The following is a 20,813-nucleotide window of genomic DNA, read 5'->3' on the forward strand; positions in this document are numbered from 1 at the left end:
ACCGTTTCGCCGGACTGGACCGAGATCGAGGCTAACAGAGGGCACCGACGTTCCCGTCCGGCCGCGGCGGGGTCTCAGGGCCAGGTCAGGTCGATCCCGTGGTCGCGGGCGAGCCATTCCTCCAGCCGGTAGCCGTGGCGGGCGATGCCGTCGGCGGCGTCGAAAGCCACGGACAGCGCCCACTCGGCGGTCTCCTGGTCGACGAGTCCCGCGGCGACGGCCTGCAGGAACTCGTCCTGGTCGATCACCTCGGCCCGTCGACCGGTGTACACCCGGATGTCGAGGTAGTAGTCCGTCATCTCGTACCGGTCGCCCACGACGCGGGTGCGCGCGATGTCGATGTAGTAGTCCTCCAGTCCGACCACCCCCGGGCGCGCGATCCAGGAGATGACCCGCAGTCCCAGTCCCGGCAGCAGCCAGGCACGCTGTCCGACCGCGCGCGACGCCGGTCGCCGGAAGGTCCGGCGGCCGTACATGCCGAACGGGGTGACCCGGTACGTCTCCAGGTCACGCCGGTCACCGTCGCGGTTGAGGATGGTCCCGGTGTCGGCATGCCACACCTCGCGGTGTGGCGGGTGGATGCGTGGTCGGCTGGTCAACTGCATACTGCTCTTCGAGTCCTTTCGGCCGGGCGGGCCGTCGGTGGGACCGCACGGCGTGGTCGGGGGTGATGCGGCGTCCCGTCCCGCCGGGTGCGGTGTGCGTCGTCCCGGGGGGCCGCGGCGGCCGGGAGGGCATACGGGGTGGCGTGCCGGCCTGGACTCGATGGTAGCGACACCGGTGCGCCGGGTCGCGGTTCCGTGTAGACGGACCGGTGACACGTCTGTGAAGTCCGGGCGAACGGTCAGGCCGTCTCCGGGAAGGTGTGGGTCACCCGGATGGTGCCGACGATGTGCCGGTTGAACTCGGGAAGCTCCTCGGCGGGGACCCAGAGTTCCAGTATGTCGCGGCCGCCGGCCTGCTGAACCGGGTAGCGGGACACGAAGTCGGTGTCGACGTCGAACTCGGTGACGAATCCGGCGCCGGAGTGAGGGACGTTCCAGTCGCGGGCGATCTTGATCGCGTAGTCGACGTTGAGAACCGGGTAGAAGATCGGCTGTTCGGGGAGCCGGGGTGGCCACTCCCGCCATCCGGAGGCGGCGACGAGGTCGAGTTCGGCCGGTCCGGTGGGACGCCACAGGGTGGTGGTGCCGGGCATGGTTCTCCGTTCGGTGGTGCCGCGAAAAGGAGGTGACGGCGGGGGCTTTCGGCTTCCACAATGGTGCCATGACATTCCGACGCCGGATTCGCGCGGTGTTCGACACCGAGACGGTGCGCGTCTACCAGGCGTACGCACCCGAGATCGCCCGACCCGCCACCGCCGCGGGCCGATTCGTGCCGCCGTTCTCCCGGACGCGCATGACGTGGATAAAACCGTCGTTCCTGTGGATGGCGTACCGGTGCGGTTGGGCCACCAAACCCGGCCAGGAACGTGTGTTGGCGGTCGACGTCTCACGCGGCGGCTTCGAATGGGCGTTGCGGCATTCCGCGCTCAGCCACTTCGACCGCGCCGGCTACCCGGACGCGCCGTCGTGGCGGGCGGCGGTGAAGGCCAACCCGGTGCGCGTCCAGTGGGATCCGGAACGCGACGTGCGGTTGCGTCCGTTGCCGCACCGGGCCATCCAGATCGGTATCGGCGGAGCGGCCGTCGCCCGTTACGTCGACGAGTGGACGGTCCGGATCACCGACGTCACCGACCTGATGACCGAGGTGGGACGGTTGGCCTCGATCGGTGCCGTGGACGAGGCGGTGAGGCTGGCGCCGGCGGAGCGCCCGTACCCGTTGCCGGAGGACATGCCGGCCCACGTGCTGCCCGCCGGCTGACCGCGCTCACCGGCGTGACCGGCGAGCGCGAGGGCATGATTTTGCTCAACCGAGCAACACGCGTGTTATGGTTTGCTCATGCGAGCAAGAAACAGCTCAACTGAGCGGAGCGTCACCGAGCTCGCCCGGCGGGCGCAGATCGTCGCGGCGGCGATCGAGGTCATCGCCGAGGAGGGCTACACCAAGGCGTCCTTCGGCCGGATCGCGGCGCGGGCGGGCCTGAGCAGCACCGGCCTGATCTCCTACCACTTCGCGGGCAAGCAGGACCTCATGGACGCGGTCTGCGAGGCGATCCTGCGTGAGTTCGCCGATTTCGTGCGGGAACGACCCGACGACGGCACACCCGCGGGGCAACTGCGGACGTTCCTGATCGCCAACGCCGACTACATGGCGGCGCACCGAGGGCAGATGGTGACGCTGCTGCGGATCCGGCGGGCGCAGGTGCGGCCCGACGCGGTGAACGCCCGGGGCCGCACCGACCGGCGCGACCTGGCGGCCCTGCTCGCGGAGGGCAGGCGCACCGGTGACTTCGGCGAATTCACGCCCGACCTCATGGCGGGCTTCATCCTGTCGCTTCGTGACGGGCTCATCGAACGGCTCGCCGAGGAACCCGGGTTCGACGTGGAGGCGGCGGCCTCGGAACTCGTCGCCGCGGTGGCGGCGATGACCGACAACGGAGGGAAGACATGAGACGTGGGAGGACGACCGCCCTGGTCGTGACGGCGGTAGTGGCACTGCTGGCGGCGGGGACGGCGCTGGCCGAGAGACCGGAGGAGAACCGGATGGCGCGCAGTACGGTGCACACCGACGCCGGGGTGCTGCGGGGCACGGTGGCCGACGACCACCGCAGCTTCGAGGGCATCCCCTATGCGGCGGCCCCGAAGGGGGAACTGCGCTGGCGGCCGCCGCAGCCGGTGAAGCCGTGGCGCGGGGTACGTGACGCCACCTCACCCGGCAGCCCGTGCCCGCAGACCGGGACACCGTACGGCGGTGAGGAGGTGCTGGAGGAGGACTGCCTGTACCTGAACGTGACCACTCCGGTGAGCGGCCCGAGGGACAAGCCGGTCGTGGTGTGGATCCACGGCAACGGGACCATCGGGTCCGGTGACGTCTTCGACGCGCGGCGCCTCGCCACACGGGGCGACGTGGTGGTGGTGACGATCAACTACCGCATGGGGGTGTTCGGGGCGTTCGGCCACCCGGAGCTGCCCGAGTCGGGCGTCCTGGGGTTGCGGGACCAGCGCGCCGCGTTGCAGTGGGTGCAGCGCAACGCCGAGGCGTTCGGGGGTGACCCGTCCAACGTCACGTTGTTCGGGGTCTCGTTCGGTGCTACGGCGATCTCCGGTCACATGATGTCGCCGGAGTCGCACGGCCTGTTCCACCGGGCCATCCTGCACAGTGGATTCACCGTGATGGACGCCCCCTCGGGGGCGATCTACCCGTTCCTGGAGGAACTGCCGCGCTACGGCTGGACGACCGACGCCCAGGTGAGGGAGACCGGCGCGGCCGTGGCGGCCGAGCTGGGCTGTGGCGAGGCGTCCGACGTGATGGCGTGCCTGCGGGCGAAGCCGGTGAAGGAGCTCCTCGCGTACCCGTCCGTCATGAACATCTTCCAGTCGTACGCGCTCGGTTCGGCCGAACTGCCGGGCGACCCGGCGACCGCCTTGGCGGCGGGGGAGTTCGCCCGGGTGCCGGTGCTCGCGGGCAGCACACTGGACGAACACCGCACCATGGTGGCCATCCGGGTCCTGTCCGGTTACCCCATAGAGGACGCCACGCAGTACACCGCGGCGTTGCGGCAGGCGTTCGGGGAGGACGCCGAGGCGGTGGAACGGGAGTACCCGTTCGCCGACTACCGCAACGGCAACGAGGCGTTCGCGCAGGTCATGACCGACCGGATGTGGGCGAGGGCGACGCTGCGGCAGCACACCGCGCTCGCCGGGCACACCGAGGTGTACGCGTACGAGTTCGCCGACCGGAATCCGCCGCAGGAGTTCCCGTTCCCGCCGGAGGTGGAGCCGGGCGCCTACCACAACGCCGACATCAGTTACCTGTTCAGGGACCCGGAGTTCGAGGCCGAGTTGAGCCCGGCGCAACTGCGGCTGTCGGACACGATGATCGACTACTGGACGGCGTTCGCCCGCAACGGTGACCCCCGCACTCCCGGGGCACCCGAGTGGGAGCGGTTCGACACCACCGGAACGGTACTGGGACTGGCGCCCGGCGATGGTGGCATCGCCCCGGTCGACTTCGCGGCGGAGCACCGGTTGGAGTTCTGGGAGCGGATGCCGTGACACCTACGGGGCCGGGGTGCGGTGGGCAGGGCTCACCGCACCCCGGCCCCGGTGAGCCGACAGGACGACGGCCACGACGCAGGCGATCACGCCGAGCAGGCTCGCGATTCCGAATTCTCCTCGTACCGCGTAGGAGGAGACCGACGTGAGCAGGACTCCGGCCGCCAGGGAGAGGCCGGCGATCAACCAGGGCGTCGCCACGCGCGAGGGCAACGCCGCCACCACGGCGAGCACCGCGCACAGGAGGAGATCGGGTATCAGGAAGAGGTTGTCCGCGTGCCAGGAGTCGTGGAGGAACAGGAAGACGAAGGTGGCCGTCGACACGACGGCGGCGGTGATGCGTGACCAGGTCTGGGCGGACACGACGCACTCCCCATTATAGTCAGTAATACTGATGATCAGTCTAGTTGATCTACTGCGGGGCGGCGCGCACCCCGCGGGGCGCCGACGGCCGTAGGATCGGCGGGTGGCGACCTCCTCTATCGACCCCTTGGCGGGGATGACCGGATTCCTGTTGGTGAAGGTGGGGATCGCCGCATCGGCGGCCATCGAGGAGACCCTGCGCCCACTCGGACTGCGGGGAAGGGAGTTCCGGCTGCTGAGTTTCCTGGCCGCGGAGCCGCACTCACAGCGGGAACTGTGCGCGCTGACCGGACTGGACCGTACGACGATGGTCTCGGTGGTCGACGGACTCGAATCCACCGGACTGGTCGTGCGTGAACGCAGCACGACCGACCGCCGGGTACACCTGGTCACCATGACCGACGCGGGCCACGAGACCCGTCGGGAGGCGCTCCGGCGATTGCGGCTGGCGCAGGAGGAGTTCCTCGCCCCGCTGTCGGAGACCGAACGGGACCGTCTCCACCACGCCGCCGAGCGGCTCTACACGGTGCACTCCGACGGATGCGCCGCCGAGTGACCCGGCCGGCGACGCCACGCACCGGCCGGGGACGACACGTCGTCAGTCCGCGGCGAACCCGGCGATCAGGCCGGTGATCTCGTCCGGGCGCTCCAGGCTCGGCAGGTGCCCCGCCCAGTCGAGCTCCCGGTACTCCGCCCCCGGGATCACCTCGGGGATCCCCGCGGCGGCGGCCCTGAGGTCCGGCAGGTCGAACCGTCCACCGATCGCCAGCGTGCGGGCGGTGATGCGGGACGGATCGCCGGGTACCTCTCTCCCGGAGACCTCCGGTGCGGCGAGCTGCACCTCGAACGCGTGCCGTTGCATCTCGATCACCGCCACGCGGGCCGCTTCCCCGGCCTCGGGACCCAGCCAGGTGTCGGCGTTCAGCACGGCCGCCTCCTGGACCCGCCCCTCGGCGAGCAGGTTCTCCTCGGCCGTTTCGAACGCGGCCATCTCTGCGGACTGTTCGCCCCACTCCAGCGGTGCGGGACACAGCAACAGGAGCCGCTCCACCCGTTCGGGCCAGGCCCCGGCGACCTGCTGCGCGACCCGGCCGCCGAACGAGGAGCCGACCAGCGTCACCCGGTCGAGGTCGAGATGGTCGAGCAGTGAACGCACGTCCTCGGCGTCGGCGTAGTCCTCGGCGGGGACCGGCGTGTCGCCGTGGCCGCGGAAGTCCGGGCACACGACACGGTGACCCGCCGCCGACAACCGGGTCACCTGCGCGTCCCACATCCGCCGATCGCAGACCGAGGAGTGGAGCAGGACGATGGGAGGGCCGTCTCCGGCCACGTCATGAAAGAGAATCATCGCGGCGAATGTAGCCGGGGCCGGGCGGCCTGTCACCCGAATTCGCCCGGAGGATGCCATACGCCATCGGTCCCGACGGCAACCGGCTGTGGACGACCCGATCTCAGGCTCCGGCGGGGCCGCCGGTCGTGCTGTGCCACGGCGGACCGGGGTTGTGGGACTACCTCGATCCGCTGGTGACCCTGTTGCCCGCCGACCGGCAGCTGATCCGGTTCGACCAACGCAACTGTGGACGCTCGGCGGGACCGGCCGACTACCGGCTCGGCACCGCCCTCGACGACCTGGAGACGGTACGACGGCACTGGGACGTGGAACGGTGGATCGTGGTCGGGCACTCCTACGGCGCCTCGCTCGCCCTGGCCTACGCGTGGCGGCATCCCGAGCGGGTCGCCGGGCTCGGATACCTCAGTGGGACCGGGCCGGGCACCGACTGGCGGCCCCGGTACCGGGCCGAACGCGCCCGCCGGCTCGGGCCGGAACGGGAACGACGGCTCCGCCGGTTGCAGGCGGTGGAGACGCGAACCCCGGCTGAGGAGCGGGAACTGCGGACCCTCGCCTGGTTCACCGACCACGCCGAACCCGAGACGGGAGAACGCTGGGCGGCCGAGGACGCCGCCGCACCGTGGCCCGTCAACGAGGCGGCGAACCGGGAACTCGGTGCCGCCGTCGAGTGGCGGGCGGCGGACGCCCTCAAGCACACCGCCCGGTCGAGGGTTCCGGCGCTCTTCGTCCACGGTGACGCCGACCCGCGCCCCTGGGAGGGCGCCCGCCGGCTCGCCGGGGCGCTGCCCGGTGCCGTGTGGCGGCTCCTACCCGGCACCGGACACCACCCGTGGCGCGAGTCGCCACGTGAACTGGCGGTCGCGCTGACGGAACTCCTCGGCCGGGTCTAGCCCGTGACGGTGCGGGGACCGGCGGCGAACTGTTCGACCATGTGCTCGCAGAAGACCGGCAGGTCGTCGGGCTTGCGGCTGGTCACCAGCCCGGCCTCGACCACGACCTCGCTGTCCTCCCACTCCGCGCCCGCATTGCGCAGGTCGGTCTGAAGACTGGGCCACGAGGTCATGCGGCGACCACGGACGACGTCGGCCTCGATGAGCGTCCACGGGGCGTGGCAGATCGCCGCCACCGGTTTGCCCACCGTGAAGAACTCGGCGACGAACCGCACCGCCTCCCCGTTGGTGCGAAGGAAGTCGGGATTGGCCACTCCCCCCGGAAGTACCAGGGCGTCGTAGTCGGTCGAGGTTACGTCGGTGACCACCTTGTCGACGGGGAAGCGGTCGGCGCGGTCGAGATGGTGGAACGCCTGGACCTCGCCCTGTTCGGTGGATACCAGTTCGGGGCGGCCGCCCGCCTTCTCCACCGCCTTCCACGGTTCGGTCAACTCCACCTGTTCGGTGCCCTCAGGAGCCACCAGGAACGCGACTCGCAGGCCATCCAGTGATTCGGCCATGGATATCTCTCCCTCTCCCCATTCGTCGTTCGATCGTCACTCCAGCCGTTACCCGGCGCCCGCGCCCTTCAAAACGCACGGCGGGGCGTCTGCGCAGGTGACGGCCGCGGCGTGCCGTGACGGGGGTGGGGGAGGTGCGACGCCGACGACCCGGAGCGGTCGACGACCGGTGAACGGTGCCGCAGTCGTCGGAGGTCATCCGACGACCGCTCTGGTCAGCCGTCCAGCGAGCCGCCGGTCATCGCGGCCGCCAACCGCATGTGGCCGGTGGCCTCCTCGGGGCGGCTCAGCCGCTGGAGGGTCCGGCCCAGCATGAGGTGCGCGTAGGGCTCGGCCGGGTTCTGGTCGAGGACGTGCCGAAGCTGCTCCTCGGCGCGGCCGAGCTGGGCGGAGTGGTAGTACGCCCGGGCCAGGAGCAGTCGCGCGGCGAGGTGCGTCGGGGCGGCCTCGACGACCTCGACCAGCCACTTGGCGGCCGTGATGTAGTCACCGGCTTCGAAGAACTGCACTCCTCGCTGGTACCGCATCGCCATGTCCACGGCTGACCCCCTTCCGGCTCGTCGTTCGGTCGCTGTGGAAACGACGGCGCCGTCCGGTTCATTCCCGGAAGCCGGCCCGTCGGACTCAGCCTACGACCGCGCGGGGACGTCGTGCCACCGGAATCGTCGGCGAGGTCCAGTGGGCGGCGCGTGGCAGCAGCGCGATCAACAGGATCGTCGCGAGGACGAACCCGTTGTCGGTCAGCAGTCGCACCGCACCGTCACCCCAGCGTCCCAGCCCGGGGAGCGCGGGCCACCAGATGGGCGAGATCGCGAACCACAGCCACAGTGCCGCCGTCACGATCCGGCGGTTGACCGGCCGGTCCAGCATGCGGCGCTGTCGCAGCGGTGGCGGCGACACGAACGCCCAGCGGGTCAACACCGCCATCGCGGGGATGACCCACACGAGCTGGTGGGACCAGCTGATCGGGCTCACCAGTACCCCCGTGAGTCCCACCGTCGCGATCGCCGCGGCCTCGTCGCCGTGGAAGTAGGTGTCGCGCGCGTGCGCGAGCCCCCAGACGGCGGCGAACAGCGCGAAACCCAGCCAGGTGACGGCGGGAGCGGAGTCGCTCTCGTACAGCCGCGCGATCAGGCCCGAGAGCGCCTGATTCCCGAACGAGCTGAAGTGGCCGGTGCGGTCCGGTTCGAACAGCACGTGGGACAGGTACTCACCCATCGTCTGCGGCATGGCGAGGAACGCCGCGACCCAGGTCGTGACCACGGTCGCGATCGCGGTGAGCCCGGCGCGCCATCGACGGGTCGCCAGCAGGTACACGCCGAACAACCCGAAACCGAACTGCACGGCGGTCGCCAGTCCGATTCCGATTCCCGCCGCCGGGTGGCCGCGACGGGCCAGCGCCAGGTCGGCGAGTACCAGGGCGAGCAGTACCAGACTGAGCTGCCCCAGGCCGAGTGTCTGACGCACCGGCTCCAACGCCAGTGCGGCCACGGCGGCCGCCGCGTACCACCACCGGCCGGGCCGTCCCGCCTCCACGGCGATGCGCCGGAACGTGTGGCGCACGCAGTACAACAACGCGGTGAGGCTGAGACCGGTGCTGATCGCCACGGCCACCGGCACCGGCCAGATCAGGACGGGCGTCAGCGCGACGGCGGCCAGAGGCGGCAGGTTGAAGCCCTGCCCGGGCGCGTGCTGTGCGTACAGTGGACCGCCGGACCACCAGTCGACGATGGCGGCGTGGTACTGCCGCAGGTCGCCGAAGTCGTACCAGAACCTGGCCACCATGACCGCGAGCAACCAACCGATCGCCAGTCCCGTCGTCATCCCGAGGTGTCGTGGGCGCACGGCGGCCGGAGCGGACATCGATTCTCCTTTGAGGCTGTCGTCGAACCTGCTGTTCTACTGCGCGACGACCGGTCGGCGCCTCGCGGCATTGTCGGGTACCCCGCGTACAACACCGGTACGCGAAGTCTCCTCCGCCTTGCGAATGCACTCGACCGGACCGCCGCTCGCCACGAACGAGGTTCGAAGACGGCCTCTGAGCGGCCCGAGACCCCCGGCGCCTGGAACGGTTGCGGCAGGCCGGATCCTAACAGACCGGTGACCGTCCCCTTCGGTGGTCCGGTGCCCGGGTGCGCTTCCGCTGAAAGGACTCCGTTCAGTTTCTCCGGGTTCATCACCGCGTTGACCTCCGTTATCCGGCCGTCCTCCACTTCGAGCGACACCGCGGCCACCGGCCGGTCCCCGTGTCGCATCACCAGTCCCGGCATCGCGTTCACGTCCATGACGGACGTCGTGATCGCCTCGGAGTTCACACCGGACCAGACCGGTTCGGACATCACGGCCAGAATGAACCGCGACACCTTGTCCGCACCGTGGATCCCGCGCAACGCCGCACGCACCCGGCCACCCCCGTCGGTGCGCAGGACGACGTCCGGCGCCAGGACGTCCAAGAGCGCGGCGAGGTCACCGCCCCGGGCGGCGGAGTGGAAGCGTTCGGCCGCCGCCCGGTGTGCCGCCCGGTCGGCCGCGAAGCGGGGACGGCGCGCGTGGACGTGGGAACGCGCCCGGTGCGACAGTTGCCGGACCGACTCGGGCGTCCGGTGCAGGGCGGCGGCGATCTCCCGGTACGAGAAACCGAACGCCTCCCGCAACACGAACACCGCCCGCTCGTCCGGTGTCAGCGTCTCCAGCACGATCATCATGGCCATCGATATGGAGTCCGCGGCTTCGGCGGCGGCGTCGGCCGGATCGGTCAACACCGGCTCCGGCAGCCACGGTCCCGGGTAGCTCTCCCGGCGGGCCTTCACGGCGCGCAACCGGTTGAGCGCGGCGTTGGCGACCAGTCGGACCAGGTAGGCGCGTGGTTCCCGCACGGTCTCGGGATCGACCCCGGACCAGCGGATCCAGCCGTCCTGGACGGCGTCCTCAGCGTCACCGACACTGCCGAGGATCCGATAGGCCACCGACACCAGTAGCCGCCGGTGCTGCTGGAACGTCTCGTCCGCCGGGCGCATCACCGCTCCGACGGGGGAGAGGCCGGCAGCGCGCAGGCGGCGTCGAAGCCCTGCGAGGTGATGCCCAAGGCGTGGTTGGTGCGTGCCCGCATGTTCTCCACGGCGATCAACGTGGTCAGTTCGACCAGCTGCGCGTCGGTGAACACCCGCCGCAGCCCGGCGACCATCTCGTCGGTGACTGTCACGGGCGTGTCCGTCATCGCCTCGGCGTAGGCCAGGACGAGACGCTCGGTGTCGTCGAAGTGGTCGCTGTCGCGCCAGCGGGGAACCGCGGCGATCTTCTCCGGCGGCACCCCCTTGCCCCGCGCGGACCAGGAGCCGAAGTCGACGCACCAGTCGCAGCCCAACCGCACGGCGGTGGCCATGACCGCCAGCAGCTGGATCGACGGGGTCAGGCGTCGCCAGCGTCCGACGCCCAGTTCGAAGAACGAACCGGTGATGAGGACACCGCGGTGGTGTCCGGCCGCGCGTACCGGGTCCAGGTGGCCGCCGAAACGGCGCCGGACCGCCCATTCGATCGTCCGGGCCAGCGGGCCGCGCGGTGAGTCCAGGGGTATTCGTGCCATGACCGCCTCCTCGTTCGCGTCGTGGTCGGTGATGGGACCCGTCGGACTGCCCGAAACGTGACATCCGGTGGCCCGGACCACTCGGCGGGTCGGCCGGAACGGCGGCGGGGTGGGGGTCAGGCGTCGCGGATGAGGCAGGTGATCCGGCCGGTGCAGATCCGCCGGTCCCCGTCGTCGGTGACGGCGATCTCGTAACTGGCGGTGCTGCGTCCCAGGTGCAGCGGCGTGGCGACCCCCGTGATCAGGCCGGATCGGGCGCCGCGGTGGTGAGTGACGTTGAGGTCCACGCCCACGGCGATGCGGCGGGGGCCGCCGTGCAGCATCGCCCCGATGGAGCCCAGCGTCTCGGCCAGCACCGCGGAGGCGCCGCCGTGCAACAGACCGTACGGCTGGGTGTTGCCCTCCACCGGCATGGTCCCCACCACGCGTTCTGGTTCGGCGCGCAGGATCTCGATCCCCATCCTGGTGCCGAGCCGTCCGGCGGAGAACAGCGCGACCAGGTCGATCCCGACGCCGGCGAACTCCTCGACGATGCGGGCGGGGAAGACCTCGTGGGCCGACTTCTCGGTCATGACACTCCTGCATGTCGCGGTGGCGGTGGGCAGTCATTCCTACCAGCCGCCGGCAGTGGCGAGCAAGCCAACCGGCCGGTAACCGGACTGACCTGGTACTTTGGCTTCTGGGCATGCTACTCGCGAGGTGTATACACCGCGTGTATAGTCGTCGCATGGCTATCGGACAGACATTCCTGGGACTGCTGGAGGCGAAACCCCGCCACGGCTACGACCTCAAACGCGCCTACGACGAACGCTTCGGCGCCGACCGGCCGCTGCACTACGGGCAGGTGTACGCCACGTTGTCGCGGCTGCTGAAGAACGGCCTCGTGGAGGTCGACGGAGTCGAACCCGGCGAAGGCCCCGAACGGAAGCGGTACGCCATCACCGAGGCGGGCATCACCGACGTCGCCGGCTGGCTCGCCACGCCGGAGAAACCCGAGCCCTACCTCCAGAACACCCTCTACGCCAAGGTCGTGCTGGCGCTGCTGACCGGCCGGTCGGCCGCCGAGGTCCTCGACACCCAGCGCGCCGAGCACCTGCGGTTCATGCGCGACCTCACCCACCGCAAGACCCACGGCGACCTCGCCGACCAACTCATCTGCGACTTCGCACTGTTCCACCTGGAGGCGGACCTGCGATGGCTGGAACTGACCGCCGCACGTCTCGACCAGCTCCGCGCGGAGGTGACCCCGTGACCACCCCGCTGCTGACCGCGACCGCGCTGCACAAGCGCTACGGCGAGACCGACGCACTCGCCGGCGCCGACCTGACCGTGACCGCCGGGGAGGTCCTGGCCATCATGGGACCGTCCGGTTCGGGCAAGTCGACACTGCTCCACTGCATCGCCGGAATCGTCACACCCGACTCCGGCAGGATCGAATACGACGGGGTGGACATGACCGCCATGTCGGACTCCCGGCGCAGCGCCCTGCGCCGTACCGAGTTCGGCTTCGTCTTCCAGTTCGGCCAACTGGTTCCCGAACTGACCTGCCTGGAGAACGTGGCGTTGCCGCTGCGGATGAATGGCGTCGCCCGCAAGGCCGCCGAACAGCGGGCCGCCGACTGGCTCGCGAAACTGGAGGTCTCCGACGTCGCCCGCAAGCGCCCCGGACAGGTGTCCGGCGGCCAGGGACAACGGGTCGCCGTGGCCAGGGCACTGGTGGCCGAACCACGGCTGCTGTTCGCCGACGAACCCACCGGCGCACTCGACTCCCTCAACGGCGAGGCGGTGATGCGTCACCTCACCAGCGCCGCCGCCGAACTGGGCACCGCCGTCGTCCTGGTCACCCACGAGGCGAGGGTCGCGGCGTACTCGCATCGCGAGATCGTGGTGCGGGACGGCCGCACCCGCACGGTCGTGGCGGCCGCGTCGTGACCCGCGGGAACCCCACCGGGATGCGCAGGTGGGCCATCGACTTCGCGACCGGGCTGCGGCTGGCGTCGGCCGGTGGCGCCGGCGGCCTCGTCCGGACCACCCTGACCGCCGTCGCCGTGGGCCTCGCGGTCGGCCTGCTGCTGGTCGCGGCGTCACTGCCGCACATCTTCGTGGAACGCGAGGCGCGCGCGCAGGCCGTGGACGTCCCGTTCCCCACCGAGGGGCTGGAGGCGGGGCCGCACACGGTCCTGGTCCAGCAACGTGACACCCGGTTCGGTGAGATCACCATCATCGGGCACCTGGTGAAGGCCGAGGGCGACACGCCCGCCGTGCCCGCCGGGCTGGAGAGGTTGCCCGGCCCCGGCGAACTCATGGTGTCCCCGGCCCTGGCGGAACTGCTGGAGACGTCGGAGGGCTCACTGCTGGCGCCACGCCTCGACGGCGAACCGGACGGGCTCATATCCCAGGACGGCCTGGTCGGACCGGGAGACTACCGCTACTACCTCGGCTCGGACGCACTCGACCTCGAGAACTCCCACCGGGTCGCGCAGTTCGGGGTCGAAGAACCCGGCGAGCCGTTCCCCATGATGCTCGTCCTGTTGGCGCTCATCTCGTTCACCGTCCTACTGCTGCCGGTGGCGATGTTCATGGGTGTCGCGGCACGGTTCGGAGGCGACAGCCGTGACCGGCGGCTGGCAGCCCTGCGACTGCTCGGGACCGACAGGGCCATGACCCGGCGCGTCGCGGCGGGGGAGGCGCTGCTGGGCGCGTTCGCCGGCCTCGTCGCCGGGACGGTGTTCTTCCTCATCGGACGCCGGTTCGTCGAGGGGATCGTCCTCTGGGACGTCAGTGTCTTCGTGTCCGACGTGGTCCCCGATCCGGTGCTCACCCTGCTGATCGTCGTCGCCGTGCCCGTCATCACCGTCGGTGTGAGTTGGCTGGCCATGCGCCGCCTGATCATCGAACCACTCGGTGTGTTCCGGCAGGCCGCCGTCGGCCGACGCCGACTGTGGTGGCGGTTGCTGCTGCCGGTGGCGGGACTCGCCTCCCTGGTCCTGTTCGCCCGCGACGGCGCCTTCACCGGGGGAAACCTCGAACAGGTCGGGGTGGCGGCCGGAGTGATGCTGGTCCTGATCGGTGCCGCCACGCTGCTGCCCTGGGTACTGGACGCGGTCGTACACCGGATCGAGGGCGGACCGGTGCCGTGGCAGTTGGCGATCCGGCGGCTCCAACTGGGGGGTGACGCCGCCGCGCGAGCGGTCAGCGGCATCGCGGTGGCCGCCGCGGGCGCGGTGGCGCTCCAGATGCTCTTCTTCGGGGTGCAGGGCCAGTACGTCACCGACACCGGCGTCACCGACGGCCACTCGGAGGCGGTGCTGCAGTCATACACCGCGGACGTCGACCCGGACGCGGTCGTGCGCGCCGTCGACGAGATCGACGGGGCCGAGACCTCCCACCGGTTCTGGAGCCTGGTGGCGTACTGGGATATCGAGGGTGAGGAGTGGCCGACCGCCTTCCCCGCCATGGTGGGGGAGTGCGCGGACCTGGCGGCCCTCGCGGACGTCACCGGCTGCGCCGACGGCGACGCCTTCTTCACCGATCCCGGCGGATACCCGGCCCCACCGGAGTCGACGACCCTCACCTGGGGCGATCCCGCCCTGTCCGAAGGCCTGGAGTGGACGGTGCCCGCAGATCTGCGACAGGTCGAGGCGCGGTACGACCCGATCAACGGGCAGTTCGGTGGGCTGCTGCTCACACCCGGCGCCGTGGAGCCGGAGGCACTGGCCACGGGCTACGCGCAGCTGCAGGTCCTGGTGTCCGACGATCGGCCCCTGGCGATCGAACACATCCGCAACCTCGTGGAGCCGACCGGGTCCTGGCAACCGGTCACGGTCATCGGCAACGAGGTCAGCGAGCCGAAGTTCGACGGGATCCGGCGGGGCCTGCTCATCGGCGTCACCGGTGTGATGACGCTCGTCGGCTTCAGCCTGCTCATCGGGATGCTGGAGCAGCTGCAGGAACGGCGCAGGCTGTTGTCGGTGCTGTCGGCGTTCGGCACCCGTCGGCGGGTACTGGGCTGGTCGGTGCTGTGGCAGGTGGCGTTGCCGGTGGCGTTCGGACTGGTGCTGTCGTTGGCGACGGGCACTGTCGTCGGCGGTGCGCTGTTGACCATGGTGGACCTCCCGTTCGCGGTCGACTGGTGGAACCTGGCCATGGTGGCCGGCATCGGGGCCGGGGTGGTCCTGCTGGTGACCGTGATCAGCCTCCCGGTGCTGTGGCGGCTGATGCGCGCAGACGGAATCCGCACCGAGTGAGACGGGCCGCCGGGCGTGACCTCTCCGGTCGCGCCCGGCGGCGCGTCCGGGGCGGCGTCGGCGGCCTCGGATCAGTCCGATGTGGGGGACTCGGTCAGCCCGGCGCAGTCACGCAGCCGGGCGATCTCACCGGAGATCCGTTCCGCCTGCGCGCCGACTGCGGGGATCGGCTGGCCGGTGGTGCGGTCGATGTGCGCCGGTACAACCTCCGCGCCCACCAGTCGGCCGTCCTCGAGCGTCAGGGACGCCACCCCGGTGTCGTTCGAGTCGGCGTCGTTCCACCACCAGAGAAAGTTACCGAGACCGTATGCCACGTAGGTGTTCCCGAGGTAACCGTCGCCCTGCAGGCGGTGGGCGTGGGTGCCGATGATCGCGTCGGCGCCGGCGTCGGCCAGGCGGTGTGCCCAGTCCCGCTGCTCGGCGTTCGGACAGGACTCGCCCTCGGTGCCCCAGTGGGGCAGCACGACCACGACGTCGGCGGCCTCGCCGGCGGCCCGCACCGCCGCCGTCACCAGATCGCCGTGCGCCACGTGCGCCACTCCGGAGCGGTCCGGTGTGGCCATCCAGGTGTCCCACAGCTCCCACACCTGCGAGAACGCCAGGTAGGCCACCCGCGTCCCGTCGAGCGTGACGAAGTGCGCCGACAGCGCGGCGGTCCGGTCCGGCCCGGCGCCCACGACCGGTATCCCGGCGGACGCCGCCGCCTCCAGGGTGTCCGCGAGTCCGGTGCGACCGTAGTCGAGGGCGTGGTTGTTGCCGAGACTCACCAGGTCGATGCCGGCGGCGCGGATCGCCTGGAACGCCGCCGGAGGCGCCCGGAACAGCCACTCCTTGGGCTCGGCCGTGCCACGTTCGGTCACCGGCGTCTCCAGGTTCACCACCGCGTGGTCGGCGGCGGTGAACAGCTCCGCCACCGGTCCGAACGCGGTGTCCGGCTCGGCGAGCAGGTCCAGGGTGCGTTCGGCGAAGTGGACGTCGCCGGCCACGGCGAGCGTGGCGATCCCGTCCGGTGCGGGCTGCTCGGGAGCGGTCTCCGTCTGGGAGGGGGCGTCGGCCGGGGCGTCATCGGAGGGGCCCGCCGGATCACCGCCACACCCGGCGAGCAGTGTGAGAATGACCCCCACGACGGCGAACCGTGACCTCGATGACATGGCGATTCCCATACTGTGTCCGACGGCGCCGTGCGGTGTCTGAGACGATACGCCGCCCCCGGTGCCGGTGGGGCCGGTGAGGCACGGCGACACGTGCCCCGCGACCGGTTCCGGTGATCTTCTACGGTTTGTGGCGGTTGACACCATGGACAGGCATTGTGGGAACCGGTCGGGATACGCGACAGTAACCTAGGAAACTTGACTCGAAAGCGACGAGGAGGTCGCAATGACCACTTTGGTGGATGTGCCCCGTGGACTTGCCGGGGTTGTGGTCACCGATACCGAGATCGGTGACGTCCGCGGTGATGAGGGCTTCTACCACTACCGCCAGTATTCGGCGGTGGAGTTGGCCGAGAAGTGCGGCTTCGAAGACGTCTGGCACCTGATGTTCCACGGCACGCTGCCCACGCCCGCCGAACGTGACGCGTTCGTCGCCCGAGTGCGCCCCCTGCGCCATCTGAGCCCGCAGTTGTCGGCGTTGTTGCCGTCGTTGGCGGGCGCGAAGCCGCTGGACGGCCTGCGGACCGCGTTGTCCTTCGCGGCGGCGGATCGCGGCATGCGGCCCCTGCTCGACACCGACGAGGCCGAGCGTGCGGACGACGTGCTGTTCGCGTGCGCGATCGTGCCGACCATCCTGACCGCGCTGTACCGGTTGCGTTCGGGGCAGGAGCCGGTGGCCCCGCGAGACGACCTGGGTTACGCGGCGAACTACCTGTACATGCTGACCGGTGCGGAGCCGACGCCCCGGCACGCCGCGGCGATCGAGAAGTACCTGATCTCGACGGTCGACCACGGTTTCAACAACTCGACCTTCACCGCGCGCGTCATCGCCTCCACCGGCGCCGACGTCGGCGCGTGCCTGGTCGGCGCGATCGGTTCCCTGTCGGGCCCGTTGCACGGCGGCGCCCCGAGCCGGGCGTTGGCGGCCCTGGAGGAGATCGGCACGCCCGACAAGATCGACTCCTGGGTGCGTGGGCGCGTCGAGGGCGGTGAGCGGATCATGGGATTCGGCCACGCGGTCTACCGCACCGACGACCCGCGCTCGCTCATGCTGCGCGACGTCGCGACCGAGCTGGGCGGTGACCTCGTCGATTTCGCCAAGCAGGTGGAGCGCAAGGTCGTGGACATCCTGGCCGAGTTGAAGCCGGGCCGCAAGTTGTACACCAACGTGGAGTTCTACGCCGGTGTCGTGATGGAGCAGTGCGGCGTGCCGCGCGACATGTTCACCCCGACCTTTGCGGCCAGCCGCATGGTCGGATGGAGCGCCAACGTGCTGGAGCAGGCCCGCGACTCCAAGATCATCCGCCCGCGTGCCCGCTACACCGGCCCGGAGGCGCCGCAGCCCGTCGTCCTCCCCGAGTGACACCGTGGGGGCGGCGCCCGGCCGCCCCCGTCCGCTTCCCGCCCACCCCTTCTGCCGCATCGGGTGGCGCGCCGACGTGCCTCGAACACGCTCTTCCGTCCGTTTTCCGCCGGACCTCCCACCACCCAAGGCGGGTTGTCGGTGGCGGCTGAACGGGGGTTAGGGTCGGCCTATGCGTGATCTTCAGTTGACGGGCGACGGCTTCAGCATCGAAGACGTCGCCGACGTGGCTCACCGTCGAGCCCGCGTGTCCCTGGCCGCCGGGCTCGCCGAACGGATGGCTCCCGCCCGTGGTGTCGTCACCGAGGCGGTCCGGCGGAAGGACGTCGTCTACGGGGTCACGACGGGCTTCGGCGCCCTCGCCGACACCACCATCGGCGCCGACGACCTGGCCAGGCTCCAGGTCGGCATCCTGCGCAGCCACGCCGCCGCCACCGGTGACCCGCTGCCACCCGAGGTGGTGCGGGCGCTCCTGCTGCTGCGGGCACGGACGTTGTCCGCCGGGTACTCCGGGGTCCGCATCGACCTGCCGGCCATGTTGCTGTCGCTGCTGGAACACGACCTGCTGCCCGTGATCCCGTCGAAGGGGTCGGTGGGGGCGTCGGGAGACCTGGCGCAGCTCGCCCACCTGGCCCTTCCGCTCATCGGTGAGGGGCGGTTGCGTGCGCCCGGAGACGGTCCGCAGGGCCGCCCCGCCGCCGAGGTCCTCGCCGAGTACGGCCTCACCCCCCTGGAGCTGGAGCCGAAGGAGGGGTTGTCGCTCATCAACGGGACCGAGCCCATGCAGGCCGTCCTCGCGTTGGCGATCGTGGCCGCCGAGGAGTTGTGCCGGGTCGCGGACATCGCGTGCGCGGTGAGCGTGGAGGCGTTGTTCGGCACCGACCGGGCCTACGACGCCCGGGTCCAGGTGATCCGGCCGCACCCCGGCCAGCTCGACTCGGCGTCGAACCTCCGGGAGCTGCTGGCGGGAAGCCCGTTGCTGGCGAGCCACCGGTTCTCCGACCACGCGGTGCAGGACTCCTACGCGCTGCGCTGCGCGCCTCAGGTGCACGGTTCGGCGCGGGACCTGATCGCGCACTGCCGCCGCGTGCTGAGCGTCGAGCTGTCCTCCATCGTGGACAACCCGGTCGTGGTGCGCGACGAGACCGGTGACGGCTTCGAGGTCATGAGTACCGGGAACTTCCACGGGCAGCCGATCGCGTTCGCCGCCGACGCGCTGGCCATGGCGGTGGCGGAGCTGGCCAGCATCGCCGAGCGCCGCGTCTACCGGATGCTGGACCCGGCCACCTCCCGGGGCCTTCCGCCGTTCCTGGCGCCCGACGCGGGAACCAACTCCGGTTTCATGCTGGCGCAGTACACCGCGGCGAGCCTGGTCAGCGAGAACAAGGTGTTGTGCCATCCGGCCAGTGTGGACACGATTCCGACGTCCGGCAACCAGGAGGACCACGTGTCGATGGGATGGCACGCGGTACGCAAGGCGCACGAGGTCATCGACAACACCCGGGCGGTGTTGGCGATCGAGTTGCTGTGTGGTGCGCAGGGCCTCGACCTTCGGTCGGACGTCGCCGCGCCCGGGGAGGCGACCGGCGCGGTACGTGACCGGATCAGGTCGGAGGTTCCTTCGATGATGGTGGACCGGGAACTGGCCCCGCAGATCGAGGCGGTGAAGGGGATGCTGCCGGAACTGGTGGCGGTGTCGGGGGTCGCGCGGTTATCCCCGGATCGGCGTGGGCGTGCCCGGTCGTCCGGACACGCCCGGCCCCGGTCAGCGTTCGGCGAGGAGTCTGGCCACCGCCGAGTCGACGTTGAGGGTCTCGGGCTCCTTCCCCTTGGGTACGAGTGCGTAGCTGCGTCTGAGGAAGCGCGACACCAGGCTGCGAGAGATCTCGAACAGCGCGTTGCCGTCGGGAGACGACAGCGCCAGCGCGATCGCGTCGCCGCGGGGTGTGGACCACGGCCACACCCGCACGTCGCCGATACCGGCCGGTTCGACGAGTCCGGTCGCGAGCAGTTCGCGGGCGAACGACCAGCTCACCTGCTCGGCGTCGATGTTGCTCGGGTGGAACACGACGTGGACGGCGTACGGGTCGCCCTGGTCGTAACGCATGCTGGCTCGCACGTTGATGGTGGTGAAGTCTGGCGCGACGAAACGCATCGTGGTTTCTACTTCCACCGTCGCCGGACGTGTAGTCGCCATGGTGTGCCCCCCCTGGCCATCAGGGCGAGCCCCCCGGGACTCGCCATAGTCATATCTGAGGTTTACCACCTCGAAAGCGGGTTTACCTGCCGATCCACGACAGTGGTGACTGCGCGTTTCGGTGATATCACCGCAGATCATCCCAAACGGGTGCTGTCGGGAATCCGTCTTTTCGGAAGCCCGGGTTCGCGTGTGGGGAGGGCGTTCTTCTGGTAGGCGTCACAGCCGGATGCGGCGGACCTCGATCAGCAGTCGCTCGGCGGCGGCCCGGTCGGGGCGTGCCGGCAGCCGGGTGGCCGACCGCGCCGCCTCGGCGGCGGCGGCCAGCTCGTCACGCCATCGCTGCACGGTGGCCCAGGGCACCTCGCCGTGCCGGACGGCGAGCAGCTTGTCGCGGTACGCGGCCACGTTCACCAGCGGTTCCCCGGTGGCGAGGAAGTGCCGGGCGCTGATGAGCAGGCGCAGCATGTGCATGGTCTGTTTCCAGTCGCGTGCCGTCATGGCGGTGCTGAGCCGGTCGACCTGTGAGTTGGCGTAGCCGAGGAAGGTGCGGTACACCTCGCGTGACACGAGTCTCCCCCGGAGCGCGCGCAGCTCCTCGCCGATCGTGTCGCAGTGTTCGACGATCGGTGACCACAGGCACTCCAGTACCGTGGGGTTGGCGGCGAGCGCCAGTCCGAGGAAGCGTTCGAGTTCCCAGGAGAACCGTTCCGGATCCGGTCCGTCCACATGGGTGGGCGGTTTGTCGAAACCCCACCAGCTGCTCGTCGGGGCCGCGTACACCCCCCGCCGGTCGAAGTCGCTGTCGGAGTCGGCCAGTCCGTACGCGCGTGAGCCGACGACCACCGACAGGACCGTGTGGTCGGTGACGAGCTGGTGCGGCGGGATCACATCGACGAGACTACGCCCGGTCCGCGGTGGATGGTGATGCCGGATCCGATGTGGCCGTGA

General features: G+C 70.5%; 22 protein-coding genes and 1 pseudogene. 10 read left to right on the forward strand and 13 right to left on the reverse strand.

All coding sequences use genetic code 11. The features are described 5' to 3' along the window. Positions 1–74: 74 nt before the first annotated feature. Positions 75–605 (reverse strand): ribonuclease FAU-1 family protein, encoded by a 531-nt coding sequence (locus tag LX16_RS06480; RefSeq protein WP_147134558.1) that lies wholly within the window; start codon positions 603–605, stop codon positions 75–77. A gap of 239 nt (positions 606–844) precedes the next feature. Next, the gene (locus LX16_RS06485) at positions 845–1,198 is read right to left on the reverse strand and encodes a hypothetical protein (RefSeq protein WP_147134561.1); all 354 of its coding nucleotides are present in this window, start codon (positions 1,196–1,198) and stop codon (positions 845–847) included. 68 nt (positions 1,199–1,266) lie between these two features. On the opposite strand from LX16_RS06485, the gene LX16_RS06490 reads away from it, so the two are divergent. From LX16_RS06490 to LX16_RS06500, 3 genes are all read left to right on the forward strand, one after another. Continuing rightward, positions 1,267–1,863, forward strand: a complete 597-nt coding sequence (locus LX16_RS06490) for a DUF4291 domain-containing protein (RefSeq protein ID WP_147134564.1) — start codon at positions 1,267–1,269, stop codon at positions 1,861–1,863. A 78-nt stretch (positions 1,864–1,941) separates the two neighbouring features. After that, a complete protein-coding gene (locus LX16_RS06495) occupies positions 1,942–2,553 on the forward strand; it encodes a TetR/AcrR family transcriptional regulator (protein WP_147134568.1) in 612 nt (203 codons plus the stop codon). Further along, on the forward strand, positions 2,550–4,157 hold the full coding sequence (locus LX16_RS06500; RefSeq protein WP_211354312.1) for a carboxylesterase/lipase family protein: 1,608 nt from the start codon (positions 2,550–2,552) through the stop codon (positions 4,155–4,157). Before LX16_RS06495 ends, LX16_RS06500 begins: the two co-directional genes overlap by 4 nt. A gap of 3 nt (positions 4,158–4,160) precedes the next feature. Here the strand turns inward: LX16_RS06500 and LX16_RS06505 are convergent, their stop codons facing one another. Then, a complete protein-coding gene (locus tag LX16_RS06505; RefSeq protein ID WP_147134571.1) occupies positions 4,161–4,520 on the reverse strand; it encodes a hypothetical protein in 360 nt (119 codons plus the stop codon). A 103-nt stretch (positions 4,521–4,623) separates the two neighbouring features. Between LX16_RS06505 and LX16_RS06510 the strand changes: the two genes are divergently transcribed. Continuing rightward, the gene (locus LX16_RS06510) at positions 4,624–5,076 is read left to right on the forward strand and encodes a MarR family winged helix-turn-helix transcriptional regulator (protein ID WP_147134574.1); all 453 of its coding nucleotides are present in this window, start codon (positions 4,624–4,626) and stop codon (positions 5,074–5,076) included. A gap of 42 nt (positions 5,077–5,118) precedes the next feature. Here the strand turns inward: LX16_RS06510 and LX16_RS06515 are convergent, their stop codons facing one another. Then, complete coding sequence (locus LX16_RS06515; protein ID WP_147134577.1) at positions 5,119–5,868, reverse strand: alpha/beta fold hydrolase; 750 nt, start codon at positions 5,866–5,868, stop codon at positions 5,119–5,121. 53 nt (positions 5,869–5,921) lie between these two features. Between LX16_RS06515 and LX16_RS06520 the strand changes: the two genes are divergently transcribed. Next, complete coding sequence (locus tag LX16_RS06520) at positions 5,922–6,761, forward strand: alpha/beta fold hydrolase (protein WP_147134580.1); 840 nt, start codon at positions 5,922–5,924, stop codon at positions 6,759–6,761. On the opposite strand, the gene LX16_RS06525 is transcribed toward LX16_RS06520, so the two are convergent. The 6 genes from LX16_RS06525 to LX16_RS06550 form a co-directional block, all read right to left on the reverse strand. Next, positions 6,758–7,321, reverse strand: coding sequence for a type 1 glutamine amidotransferase domain-containing protein (locus LX16_RS06525; protein ID WP_211354313.1), 564 nt, complete (start codon positions 7,319–7,321; stop codon positions 6,758–6,760). The genes LX16_RS06520 and LX16_RS06525 overlap by 4 nt on opposite strands. A 215-nt stretch (positions 7,322–7,536) precedes the next feature. Continuing rightward, the gene (locus LX16_RS06530) at positions 7,537–7,848 is read right to left on the reverse strand and encodes a tetratricopeptide repeat protein (RefSeq protein ID WP_244615694.1); all 312 of its coding nucleotides are present in this window, start codon (positions 7,846–7,848) and stop codon (positions 7,537–7,539) included. A gap of 97 nt (positions 7,849–7,945) precedes the next feature. After that, positions 7,946–9,184 (reverse strand): glycosyltransferase 87 family protein, encoded by a 1,239-nt coding sequence (locus LX16_RS06535; RefSeq protein ID WP_147134586.1) that lies wholly within the window; start codon positions 9,182–9,184, stop codon positions 7,946–7,948. Next, positions 9,142–10,338, reverse strand: coding sequence for an RNA polymerase sigma-70 factor (locus tag LX16_RS06540; protein ID WP_147134589.1), 1,197 nt, complete (start codon positions 10,336–10,338; stop codon positions 9,142–9,144). The genes LX16_RS06535 and LX16_RS06540 overlap by 43 nt, the downstream gene beginning before the upstream one ends. Beyond that, the gene (locus LX16_RS06545) at positions 10,338–10,904 is read right to left on the reverse strand and encodes a carboxymuconolactone decarboxylase family protein (protein WP_147134591.1); all 567 of its coding nucleotides are present in this window, start codon (positions 10,902–10,904) and stop codon (positions 10,338–10,340) included. The genes LX16_RS06540 and LX16_RS06545 overlap by 1 nt, the downstream gene beginning before the upstream one ends. A 116-nt stretch (positions 10,905–11,020) precedes the next feature. Next, on the reverse strand, positions 11,021–11,476 hold the full coding sequence (locus LX16_RS06550) for a PaaI family thioesterase (RefSeq protein ID WP_147134594.1): 456 nt from the start codon (positions 11,474–11,476) through the stop codon (positions 11,021–11,023). A 155-nt stretch (positions 11,477–11,631) separates the two neighbouring features. Between LX16_RS06550 and LX16_RS06555 the strand changes: the two genes are divergently transcribed. From LX16_RS06555 to LX16_RS06565, 3 genes are read left to right on the forward strand one after another with little or no spacing between them, the layout of a single operon-like run. Further along, positions 11,632–12,156: a PadR family transcriptional regulator gene (locus LX16_RS06555; protein ID WP_147134597.1), complete on the forward strand. Its 525-nt coding sequence runs from the start codon at positions 11,632–11,634 to the stop codon at positions 12,154–12,156. Continuing rightward, positions 12,153–12,836: an ABC transporter ATP-binding protein gene (locus tag LX16_RS06560; protein WP_147134600.1), complete on the forward strand. Its 684-nt coding sequence runs from the start codon at positions 12,153–12,155 to the stop codon at positions 12,834–12,836. The genes LX16_RS06555 and LX16_RS06560 overlap by 4 nt, the downstream gene beginning before the upstream one ends. Further along, positions 12,833–15,151, forward strand: a complete 2,319-nt coding sequence (locus tag LX16_RS06565; RefSeq protein WP_147134603.1) for an FtsX-like permease family protein — start codon at positions 12,833–12,835, stop codon at positions 15,149–15,151. The genes LX16_RS06560 and LX16_RS06565 overlap by 4 nt, the downstream gene beginning before the upstream one ends. Positions 15,152–15,222: 71 nt before the next feature. Here LX16_RS06565 and LX16_RS06570 read toward each other — a convergent pair whose 3' ends face one another. Further along, the gene (locus tag LX16_RS06570) at positions 15,223–16,302 is read right to left on the reverse strand and encodes a CapA family protein (RefSeq protein WP_158645508.1); all 1,080 of its coding nucleotides are present in this window, start codon (positions 16,300–16,302) and stop codon (positions 15,223–15,225) included. Positions 16,303–16,528: 226 nt separating this feature from the next. Here LX16_RS06570 and LX16_RS06575 point away from each other — a divergent pair, with 226 nt between their 5' ends. Both LX16_RS06575 and hutH read left to right on the forward strand, forming a co-directional pair. Then, a complete protein-coding gene (locus tag LX16_RS06575; protein ID WP_147134609.1) occupies positions 16,529–17,665 on the forward strand; it encodes a citrate synthase/methylcitrate synthase in 1,137 nt (378 codons plus the stop codon). A gap of 172 nt (positions 17,666–17,837) precedes the next feature. Continuing rightward, positions 17,838–19,337, forward strand: a pseudogene (gene hutH / locus LX16_RS27415) (histidine ammonia-lyase); the annotation flags it as partial. 93 nt (positions 19,338–19,430) lie between these two features. On the opposite strand, the gene LX16_RS28095 reads toward hutH, so the two are convergent. Both LX16_RS28095 and LX16_RS06590 read right to left on the reverse strand, forming a co-directional pair. Further along, entirely contained in the window at positions 19,431–19,862 is a 432-nt protein-coding gene (locus LX16_RS28095; RefSeq protein ID WP_147137137.1) for an SsgA family sporulation/cell division regulator, read from the reverse strand. A 219-nt stretch (positions 19,863–20,081) separates the two neighbouring features. Then, positions 20,082–20,750, reverse strand: coding sequence for a nucleotidyltransferase domain-containing protein (locus LX16_RS06590; RefSeq protein ID WP_425304419.1), 669 nt, complete (start codon positions 20,748–20,750; stop codon positions 20,082–20,084). Between the last annotated feature and the right edge of the window lie 63 nt (positions 20,751–20,813).

Source organism: Stackebrandtia albiflava (genome assembly GCF_007994225.1).
Taxonomy (GTDB): domain Bacteria; phylum Actinomycetota; class Actinomycetes; order Mycobacteriales; family Micromonosporaceae; genus Stackebrandtia; species Stackebrandtia albiflava.